Here is a 10424-nt window from a genome sequence, read left to right on the forward strand (position 1 = left end):
AGGCTAGCCTAAGCTCCGCGTCGGCGGCTCCGTCAGCTCGGTGGCACCAGGCGGGCGTGCCAGGCCAGCGCGGCCGGATCGGTGAGCGAGGCGACCTGGTCGATCACCACGCGCAGCCGCGCGGCGTCGTCCGGCGCGTCCCGCCACAGCGGCGCGAACATCGGGTCCAGCCCGTCCGGCGCCCGGTCCAGCAGCGCCGCGACCAGCCCGGCCAGCACGTCCCGCTGCCGCGCGTAGCGCTCCTCCGCGCCGGGGCGGCGCATCACGTACCGCAGCGCCACGCCCTTGAGCAGCGCGCACTGCGCCCGGATCCGGCGCGGCACCACCAGGTCGGCCTGGTAGCGGCGGTGCGGGCCGGGACCGTGGCGCTGCTGGGTGGCGGCCACCACCGCGGCGACGAACCGGCCGGTGAGCACGCTCGTGGTGGCCTTCAGGGCGGCGAGGGCACGGTGGCTGCCGTCGTACGCCGCCAGCGGGGCGAGCACCGGATCGGCGAGCAGCTCGCCCAGCACCTCACCCAGGTCCTCCGGCGCCTCACCGGAGTAGGTGGCCGCCACGTCGGCGCAGAGCGCCCGCCGCTCGTCCGGGTCGGCCAGCAGCGGGCGCAGGTCGACGTACCCGCCGTGGATGCCGTCCTCGACGTCGTGCACCGAGTACGCCACGTCGTCGGCCCAGTCCATCACCTGGGCCTCCAGGCAGCGCCGGTCGCCGGGCGGGGCGCCCTCGCGCAGCCAGTCGAAGACCGGGCGGTCGTCGGCGTACACGCCGAACTTGCGTTCGCCGGGCCGGCGGGGCCACGGGTACTTGCTCACCGCGTCCAGCCCGGCCCGGGTCAGGTTCAGCCCGGCCGAGCGCCCGTCCGGGGCGAACACCTTCGCCTCCAGCCGGGTGAGGACCCGCAGCGTCTGCGCGTTGCCCTCGAAGCCGCCGCAGGAGGCGGCCAGCTCGTCCAGCGCGTACTCCCCGTTGTGCCCGAACGGCGGGTGGCCCAGGTCGTGCGCCAGCCCGGCGGTGTCCACCACGTCCGGGTCGCAGCCCAGCCGGGCGCCCATCTCGCGGGCGATCTGCGCGACCTCCAGCGAGTGGGTCAGCCGGGTACGCAGGAAGTCGTTCGTCCCGGCGACGTGCACCTGTGTCTTCGCGGCGAGCCGGCGGAACGCCGCCGAGTGCAGCACGCGGGCGCGGTCCCGCTCGAACGGCGACCGGCCGTACCCGGTGTCCTTGGGCGCCTCGCCGACCAGCCGCGCCGCGTCGTCAGCCCCGGTCACCGCTGCCGCGTTGGCGCAACGGCCGGAGGTCGCGACTGCGGGGCTCGCAAAACCGGCTCACCCCTCGCGCTCCCGCAACACGCAGAACTCGTTGCCCTCCGGGTCGGCGAGCACCGTCCACTCCACGTCTCCCTGGCCGATGTCGACGTGCCGCGCGCCCATGTCGACGAGGCGCTCCACCTCGGCCTCCATGTCGGCCGGTCGCAGGTCGATGTGCAGCCGGTTCTTTCCCTCCTTCGGCCCGGCGACCGGGACGAAGACGAGACCGGGTGAGGTGTCGGGCGTGCGGCGGATCTCCACCTCGTCCGGCTTGTCGGTGATCACCTGATAGCCGAGCGCCTCCGCCCACCAACTGGCGAGCCGGGACGGGTCCCGGGCGTCGATGGTCAGGTTCTCCCAGACGGCGGTCATGCGCCCACCCCTCCTGATCGACACGTGGCGGAAGCTCAGGTTACGCCGAGGAGACCGGAAAGGCGCGTCGGGCGTACGCGGGGCCGCCGGCGAACACCGGCGGCCCCGCGCCTCCTCAGCGGGAGTCCGAACCGGTGGTGGTGATGGCTGCGCGACCGGCCTCCAGCCGGGCCACCGGCACCCGGAACGGCGAGCAGGAGACGTAGTCCAGGCCGACGGAGTGGAAGAAGTGCACCGAGTCCGGGTCGCCACCGTGCTCGCCGCAGACGCCGAGCTTCAGCCCCGGCCGGGCCGCCCGGCCCTCCTCGGCGGCGATGCGCACCAGCCGGCCGACGCCGTCGGCGTCGATCGACTCGAACGGCGAGATGCCGAAGATGCCCAGCTCCAGGTAGCGCCAGAAGAACGCGCCCTCCACGTCGTCGCGGGAGAAGCCCCAGCCCATCTGGGTCAGGTCGTTGGTGCCGAAGGAGAAGAACTCGGCCGCCTCGGCGATCTGCCCGGCGGTCAGCGCCGCCCGGGGCACCTCGATCATCGTGCCGATCAGCACCTCGACGCCGCTGTCCCCGACCACCTCGGCGATGATCCGCTCGGCCTCGGTGCGTACCGTCTCCAGCTCCTGCACGGCGCCGACCAGCGGCACCATGATCTCCGGGCAGGCCTTGCCGCCGTCGCGGACGACAGCGACGGCGGCCTCGGAGATCGCGCGGACCTGCATGGCGAACAGGCCCGGGATGACCAGGCCGAGCCGGACGCCGCGCAGGCCCAGCATCGGGTTCTCCTCGTGCATCCGCCGCACGGCGGCGAGCAGCGCCTCCTCCTTGGCGACGTCCTCGCCGCGCTCCTGGGCCACCGCGACGTTCACCGCGAGCTGCTCCAGCGGGGGCAGGAACTCGTGCAGCGGCGGGTCGATCAGCCGCACGGTGACGGGCAGGCCGTCCATCTCGCGGAAGATCTCGATGAAGTCGGCCCGCTGCAGCGGCAGCAGCGCCGCGAGCGCGTCCTCCCGCTCCTGCGGGCCGGAGGCCAGGATGAGCCGCTCGACCAGTTCGCGCCGGTCGCCGAGGAACATGTGCTCGGTGCGGCACAGGCCGATGCCCTCGGCGCCGAAGCGCCGCGCCCGGGCCGCGTCCGCGCCGGTGTCGGCGTTCGTGCGTACCCGCAGCCGCCGCGTGGCGTCGGCGTGCGTCATGATCCGGTGTACGGCGCGGACCAGCGCGTCGTCGACGTCCTCCGGGTCGAGTTCGCCCTCGAAGTACTGCACCACCTCGGACGGCATGACCGGCACCTCGCCGAGGTAGACCTTGCCGGTGGTGCCGTCGACCGAGATCACGTCGCCCTCGTTCACCACGTGCCCGCCCACTGTGAACTTCTTCGCCGGCACGTTCACGTCCAGCTCGTCGGCGCCGGAGACGCAGGTCTTGCCCATGCCGCGGGCCACCACGGCGGCGTGGCTGGTCTTGCCGCCCCGGGAGGTGAGGATGCCCTTGGCGGCGATCATGCCGTTGAGATCGTCCGGGTTGGTCTCCCGGCGGACCAGGATCACCGCCTCGCCCTCGGCGGCCAGCTCGACCGCCCGGGCCGAGGTGAAGACGACCTTGCCGGACGCGGCGCCCGGTGAGGCGCCGATGCCCTTGGCCACCGCCTCGAACCCGTGGTCGAGCTGGAAGCGCGGGAACATCAGCTGGGCGAGCTGCGCGCCGTTGACCCGGTGCAGCGCCTCGTCCAGGTCGATCAGGCCCTCGTCGACGAGCTGCCCGGCGATGACGAACGCGGCGGCGGCGGTGCGCTTGCCGACCCGGGTCTGCAGCATCCAGAGCTTGCCGCGCTCGATGGTGAACTCGATGTCGCAGAGGTCCTTGTAGTGCTCCTCCAGCCGGGCCATGATGCCGAGCAGCTGGTCGTAGGAGGTCTTGTCGAGCTGCTCCAGCTCCTGCAACGGCACGGTGTTGCGGATGCCGGCCACCACGTCCTCGCCCTGGGCGTTGGCCAGGTAGTCGCCGTAGATGCCCTGCGCGCCGCTGCCCGGGTCGCGGGTGAACGCGACGCCGGTGCCGGAGTCGGGACCGAGGTTGCCGAACACCATCGCCACCACGTTGACGGCGGTGCCCAGGTCGGCAGGGATGCGCTCCTGGCGGCGGTAGAGGATCGCCCGCTCCGCGTTCCACGAGTCGAAGACCGCGCGGATGGCGAGGTCGAGCTGCTCGCGCGGCTCCTGCGGGAACTCGCGGCCGGTGTGCTTGGCGAAGATCTTCTTGTACGCGTCGACCAGCCCGCGCAGGTCGTCGGCGTCCAGGTCGAGGTCGTTGTGCGTGCCCTTGGCATGCTTGATCTCGTCCAGCGCGTGCTCGAACTCCTCGCCCGGCACCTCGCAGACCGTCTTGCCGAACATCTGGATCAGGCGGCGGTAGGAGTCCCAGGCGAACCTGTCGTTCCCACCCGCTTGGTTGCTCAGGCCGACCACGCTGCGGTCGTTGAGGCCCACGTTGAGGACGGTCTCCATCATGCCCGGCATGGAGAACTTGGCGCCGGAGCGTACCGAGACCAGCAGCGGGTCGTCCGGGTCGCCGAGGCGCCGGCCCATCTCGCGTTCCAGCGACTCCAGGTGCGCCTCGATCTGCGCGGCCAGGCCGTCCGGCTCGCGCCCGGTCGTCAGGTACGCCTTGCAGGCCTCGGTGGTGATCGTGAAGCCGGGCGGGACCGGCAGGCCGAGGTTCGTCATCTCGGCCAGGTTGGCCCCCTTGCCGCCGAGCAGATCCTTGAGATCCTTGTTGCCCTCGGCGAAGTCGTAGACGTACTTCTGCTCGACCGAATCGTGCGCTGCCACCAGAGCCCTCCCACGCGCGCCATTGACACTTAACGAAGGTTCAGTTCGGACATACCCCGGTAGTGACCACCGGTAATCCCGGCTCGTCAGCGTCGGTGGGCCGAAGGCTAGGCGAACTTCGCGAAACCTGGGAGCGTTCGGTGACTTTCGGCACAACGGTCACCACAATCCGCGTTCGTACGGGTTTTTGGGAACGCTTCCACGAGCACGATCACGCAATTCCGCTTCCTCTCGTACTCTTGACGTCACTGCGTCTCGCGGATCCTCACCTTTGCCATATCCCGCGCGAATACACCCCTCGGAGCTGTCGCCGTGCCGACCACCCCCACCGCCCCGGAGACCGGTCCGGAGCCGACCGCCACCCGTCCTGCCAGCACGTCTTCCGGTGACGTACCCGCGATGTCGCCGTCCGGCGCGGCGGCCCCCGCCGGCGTCGCGGCATCCGCCGATGCGGGACCGTCGGCCGACGTCGCGGCGGATGCAGGGCTGCCCGGCGTGCCGGCACCCGCCGCCGAGTTGGCGCGGGTCGCCGCGAGCCGGGCCGACGGCGCGCTCGCCGCAGCGGCGCCGGTCCGTCTCGACGACGTGGTGCCGGCGCCCGAGCGGGTGGTCCCGGACCCGGCGGCGGACTTCACCCTGAGCGCGGACGCGGTGCTGCGGGTCAGTCCCGCCGGCCGGGACGTGGCCGAACAGCTCGCCGCCTGGCTGCGCCCGGCCACCGGCTTCCCGCTCCCGGTCGCCGACGCCCCCGAGGGCGGCCCGCTGACGCTCACGCTGTCGCCGGCGGCTCCCGGTCCCGAGGCGGCGACAGGCTCCGGCGAGCCGGACGGCGCAGCCCTCGGCGACGAGGGCTACCGGCTCGACGTGACCGCCGACGGCGTGCGGATCACCGCCGTCAACCCGGCCGGGCTGTTCCACGGGGCGCAGACGCTGCGGCAGCTGCTACCCGCGCCGATCGAGAGCCCGACCGCTGTCGCCGCGCGCTGGGCGGTGCCCGGCGGCACCATCGTCGACCGGCCGCGCTTCCCCTACCGGGGCGCCATGCTCGACGTCGCCCGCCACTTCTTCGGCGTCGAGGACGTCCTGCGGGTGGTCGACCACCTGGCCCGCTACAAGCTCAACCACCTGCACCTGCACCTCACCGACGACCAGGGCTGGCGGATCGCGGTCGACTCCTGGCCCCGGCTCGCCGAGGTCGGCGGCGCGACCGAGGTCGGCGGCGGCCCGGGCGGCTGGTACACCCGTGACGACTACCGCCGCATCGTCGCGTACGCCGCCCGCCGCCACGTGACAGTGGTGCCCGAGATCGACCTGCCGGGCCACACCAACGCGGCGCTCGTCGCGTACCCCGAACTGGCACCCGGCAAGATCGGGCCGCCGCCGTACACCGGCACCGAGGTCGGGTTCAGCTACGTCGACCCCGCCGACGAGCGGACGTACGACTTCGTCGCGGACGTGGTCGGCGAGGTGGCCGCGCTGACGCCCGGGCCGTGGCTGCACCTCGGCGGCGACGAGGCGTTCAAGGTGCCGGCCGACAGCTACCGCGCCTTCGTGGCGCGGGCGCAGCGGCTGGTCGCCGCCACCGGCAAGACCGTCGTCGGCTGGCACCAGCTCGCCCCGGCCGAGCACGTCGACGGGCGCGTCCTGCAGTGGTGGGGCACGAACGGCGACGACCCGGAGACCGCCGACGCGGTACGCCGGGGCGCTCGGCTGATCCTCTCCCCCGGCAACCACGCGTACCTGGACATGAAGTACGCCCCGGACACCCCGATCGGGCACGACTGGGCCGGTCTGATCGACGTACGCCGGGCGTACGAGTGGGATCCGGGCACCCATGTTCGGGGCGTACCGGCAGAGGCCGTGCTGGGCGTGGAGGCGCCGCTCTGGACCGAGTCGGTCTCGACGCCGGCCGAGGTCGAGTACATGCTCTTCCCGCGCCTGCCCGCCGTCGCCGAACTGGGCTGGTCGCCACGCGAGACGCACGACTGGTCCCGGTTCCGCAGCCGGCTCGCCGGCCACGGCCCACGCTGGGCGGCTGCCGGCATCACTTTCCACCCCTCCCCCGAGATCCCCTGGCCCTCAACCGCCCCCCACATCCCCACCCAGCCCACCCCCACCCCCACCCCAACCACCACCCCCTAACCGCCCCCGGCCCCGCCGACCCCAAGCCGATCGATCATGAAGTAGACGGCGACAAACCAGGCACCACCAACTTCATGATCGACGCCCCATCCCAGAAACCGACATTCGGCACCATCACGACTCACCCCCATCGGTCCGGTGATCAAGGATTTTGTGTCCGTTCGAGGCCGCGCGCCGGGCACAAACTCCTTGATCACCGGGGTGGGGGAGGGAGGGAGCCCTTGGGGCGGCGGGGGCGGAGCCCGGGGCAGCCTCGACGGGGTTGGTGTCCGGAATCGGGGTGGTCGGGTCACCGGTCGGGTGGAATCGGGGGTGGGTGCGGGGCGTTGTACATGGCAGACCGCGCCGCACCCGCCGACCGCCCCGCCCTCGGTCCGGGAATCAGGCCGGGACGCCGGTCGTTACATCACCGGGCCGTCGAGCAGGCCGACGGATCCCGCCGCCGGAGCAGGCCGACAGCGCCTGTCGAGCAGTAAGACCGGGCGACGCGCGCCGGGAATGACCCCGGGTCCCCGGTCGTTACATCCCCGAGCCGCCGGAGCAGGCCGTCCCCCTGGCCGCCCGAGCGAGCCACCGGCCCGACGCACATACCGGGCCACCTGATCTCTATTCGCGGCATCCCCCATTGCCGCTTACCCCCGACAGAGAGGCAACTGATCATGGCTACCACTCTGCTGCGCAAGACCGTTCTGACCGCTGCCGGCATCGTCGCCACCGCTGGTGGCATCGCCGGCCCCGCCATCGCCGCCCAGGCCACCCCGGCCGAGCGCGCCGCCCAGGTCGTCACCACCGACCGCAAGCACGGCGAGCGGGAGCTGGACGTGCGCTACGAAGCCCAGCCCAACTTCTACTTCTGCGGCCCGGCCGCCGCCCGTAACGCGCTGAGCGTGCAGGGCAAGAACATCGACGTGCACGCCATGGCCAAGGAGATGGGCACCACCGAGTCCGGCACCGACTCCATCAACGACATCACCCCGGTGCTGAACAAGGAGACCGGTAAGGACGTCTACAAGTCCACCGAGATCCCCGTGGACAAGGCCCGCGACCGCGACAAGGTCGACAAGCTGCGTGCCGACGTGGTCAAGACCGTCGACGACGGCCGCGCCGTGGTCGCCAACATCGCCGGCACCGCCACCGACACCGACGGCAACACCCACTCCTTCGAGGGCGGCCACTACATCAGCGTCGTGGGCTACCGCGACAACGGGAAGGTCGTGACGATCGCCGACTCGGCCAACCCGAACCAGGCCTCCTACCGGATGGACGTCGACGAGCTCGCCCGCTGGATCGCCAGCCGCGGCTACAGCTCCTGACCGAACGACATGACGAAGGGCCCGACCCCAACGGGGGTCGGGCCCTTCGTCATATCCGGGTCAGCCGCCGGAGTCGTCCAGCTCGGCGCCGTCCGGCGGGGTGTCGTCGTCGCGGCTGGCCAGCCACCCGTCGGGCAGGAACACCTTGCCCGGGGAGTTGGTGCGGCCACGCGGCTGGCCGAGGTTCTCCACCGGGAACGGTACGGCCGGGTCGAGCTTGCCGAGCAGGTCGTCCAGCTGCGCCAGGCTCTCGATCATGGCAAGTGAGCGGCGCAGCTCGCTGCCGATCGGGAAGCCCTTCAGGTACCAGGCGACGTGCTTGCGGAAGTCGGTGCAGCCGTCCCGCTCGCCCCGGGCCGGGTTCCGGGCGCCCGCCACGAACTGCTCCACCAGCAGCTCGGCGTGCCGCCGCATGGTCACCGCCACCTCGCCGAGGCTCGGTAGCCGCCGCCCGGCACTGCCGTTGAACGCGGCCTCCAGGTCGGCGAACAGCCACGGCCGGCCCAGGCAGCCACGCCCGATCACCACGCCGTCCACGCCGGTGTGCGCGACCATCCGCAGCGCGTCGTCGGCCTCCCAGATGTCGCCGTTGCCGAGCACCGGCACGTCGAGCGCCGACTTGAGCGTGGCGATGGCGTCCCAGTCGGCGGTGCCGGAGTAGCGCTGCGCGGCCGTACGCCCGTGCAGGGCGACCGCCGCGACGCCCGCGTCCTGGGCCGCCAGCCCCGCCTCGACGTACGTCAGATGGTCGTCGTCGATGCCCTTGCGCATCTTGACGGTGACCGGCACCCCGGCGGGTGACGCGGCGTCCACCGCGGCCTTGACCAGCCGGGCGAACAGCCGGCGGCGCCACGGCAGGGCCGAGCCGCCGCCACGGCGGGTCACCTTGGGCACCGGGCAGCCGAAGTTCAGGTCGATGTGGTCGGCGAGATCGCGCTCGACCACGATCCGCACGGCGGCGGCGGTGATCTCCGGGTCGGTGCCGTAGAGCTGGAGGCTGCGGGGGTGCTCCTCGGCGCCGAAGGCGATCATGCGCAGCGTCTTCGGGTTCCGCTCGACGAGCGCGCGGGTGGTGATCATCTCGCAGACGTAGATGCCGCCGCCCTGCTCACGGCAGAGCCGGCGGAAGCCGACGTTTGTGATCCCGGCCATCGGCGCGAGCACCACCGGCGGCCACACCTGGTGCGGGCTGATGGTCAGCGCGGGCAGCGTCGGAGCAGTCACCGCACAAGTGTAAGGAAGGGCCCCCTCTTAACGTCTCCGGTAGAGCACGGGCCCCTTTTTAACAGGGCGCATATCACAGCCGGCCCGTCCGGCGGGCGTTCTCCACAACCGGGGCGGCTGTCCACAGGCCGGGCGCACGGGCAGGAGGAGCAGCGGTCGAGCCCGCAGGCTGCCGGCATGCGCGAACAGCCACCCGAACTCAGCGACCTGGCCGAGCGCCAGCAGCAGATCGTCACGCGGACGCAGCTGCTCGGCGTCGGATACGACGACATGTACCTGTACCGGCAGACCCGGCGCGGCCTGTGGCAGCGCGTGCTGCCGGCCACGTACGCACTCGTCACCGGCACCCTCACCGACGAGCAACGGCGCATCTCAGCGGCGCTCTACGCGGGCGCCGACGCGCAGCTCACCGGCCTGGCCGCCCTGGTCTGGTACGGCTTCCGGCACAGTCCGCGCAGCACTGACGTACACCTGGTCCTGCCGCACCACGTGCGGCGCCGCTCGGCCGGTCACGCGGTGATCGCGCGGGCTCTGGAGCTTGATCCGCGGGCCCGGCGGACCGCGCTGTACCCGGTGTGCTCACCGGCCCGGGCGGTCGTGGACGCCGCCCGCGACCTGCGCCAGCTGCGGCCGGTACGGGCGACGGTGGCGGAGGCCGTGCAGCGCGGTTTCACCGACCTGGACAGCCTGGACGCGGAGATCCGCCGGGCCCGGCGCAGCCGCACCGCCCTGATCCGGAAGGCATTCGCGGAGATCACCGACGGGGCCCGCTCCGCGCCGGAGACGGAGCTGCGGGAGTGTCTGGGCGGCAGCGGCGTGCTCGGCCGGATCCTGTGGAACCCGCGGCTGTCGGCGGCCGACGGCACCCGCCTGCCGACGCCGGACGGCTACCTCGCCGACTGCGCGGTGGCGCTGGAGGTCGACTCGCGAGAGTACCACCTCAGCCCGGCCGACTGGGCGCGGACGCTGGACCGGCACAACGAGCTGAGCCGTTACGGGGTGCTCATCCTGCACTTCACGCCGGCGCAGATCCGCAGGGAGCCGGGCCGCGTGCGGCGCACGGTGGAGGACGCGTACGCGGCCCGGCGCGGGCTGGGCGCCGGGACCGGCGTACGGGCGGAGCCGATCTCCCCCGGATGAGGGGTGTTAAGAGGTCCTAACTTTTTGAGGGTGGGCGTAACCGACTGGATGTGAGGGTCGTTTCGTCTGAACGTGAGGAGGGGTGAGCAGCCGCCGTGGATT

At 72.4% G+C, this 10424-nt stretch carries 7 protein-coding genes; 3 read left to right on the top strand and 4 right to left on the bottom strand.

Translation table 11 applies throughout. The features are described from left to right. Window positions 1-32 precede the first annotated feature (32 nt). The 3 genes from AB0D28_RS22640 to ppdK form a co-directional block, all read right to left on the bottom strand. On the bottom strand, window positions 33-1268 hold the full coding sequence (locus AB0D28_RS22640) for a deoxyguanosinetriphosphate triphosphohydrolase (RefSeq protein ID WP_357388658.1): 1236 nt from the start codon (window positions 1266-1268) through the stop codon (window positions 33-35). A 57-nt stretch (window positions 1269-1325) separates the two neighbouring features. Further along, window positions 1326-1679: a VOC family protein gene (locus AB0D28_RS22645; RefSeq protein ID WP_357388660.1), complete on the bottom strand. Its 354-nt coding sequence runs from the start codon at window positions 1677-1679 to the stop codon at window positions 1326-1328. A 115-nt stretch (window positions 1680-1794) separates the two neighbouring features. Then, window positions 1795-4503 (bottom strand): pyruvate, phosphate dikinase, encoded by a 2709-nt coding sequence (gene ppdK, locus AB0D28_RS22650; RefSeq protein WP_357388662.1) that lies wholly within the window; start codon window positions 4501-4503, stop codon window positions 1795-1797. A 312-nt stretch (window positions 4504-4815) separates the two neighbouring features. On the opposite strand from ppdK, the gene AB0D28_RS22655 reads away from it, so the two are divergent. Then, complete coding sequence (locus AB0D28_RS22655; RefSeq protein ID WP_357388664.1) at window positions 4816-6645, top strand: family 20 glycosylhydrolase; 1830 nt, start codon at window positions 4816-4818, stop codon at window positions 6643-6645. A gap of 659 nt (window positions 6646-7304) precedes the next feature. After that, window positions 7305-7958 (top strand): C39 family peptidase, encoded by a 654-nt coding sequence (locus tag AB0D28_RS22660; RefSeq protein WP_357388666.1) that lies wholly within the window; start codon window positions 7305-7307, stop codon window positions 7956-7958. 60 nt (window positions 7959-8018) lie between these two features. Here AB0D28_RS22660 and dusB read toward each other — a convergent pair whose 3' ends face one another. Beyond that, window positions 8019-9182, bottom strand: a complete 1164-nt coding sequence (gene dusB / locus AB0D28_RS22665) for a tRNA dihydrouridine synthase DusB (protein ID WP_357388668.1) — start codon at window positions 9180-9182, stop codon at window positions 8019-8021. Window positions 9183-9359: 177 nt separating this feature from the next. Here dusB and AB0D28_RS22670 point away from each other — a divergent pair, with 177 nt between their 5' ends. Continuing rightward, window positions 9360-10322: a type IV toxin-antitoxin system AbiEi family antitoxin domain-containing protein gene (locus AB0D28_RS22670; RefSeq protein WP_357388670.1), complete on the top strand. Its 963-nt coding sequence runs from the start codon at window positions 9360-9362 to the stop codon at window positions 10320-10322. Window positions 10323-10424 lie beyond the last annotated feature (102 nt).

The organism is Micromonospora sp. NPDC048169, assembly GCF_040652815.1.
Lineage (GTDB): Bacteria > Actinomycetota > Actinomycetes > Mycobacteriales > Micromonosporaceae > Micromonospora.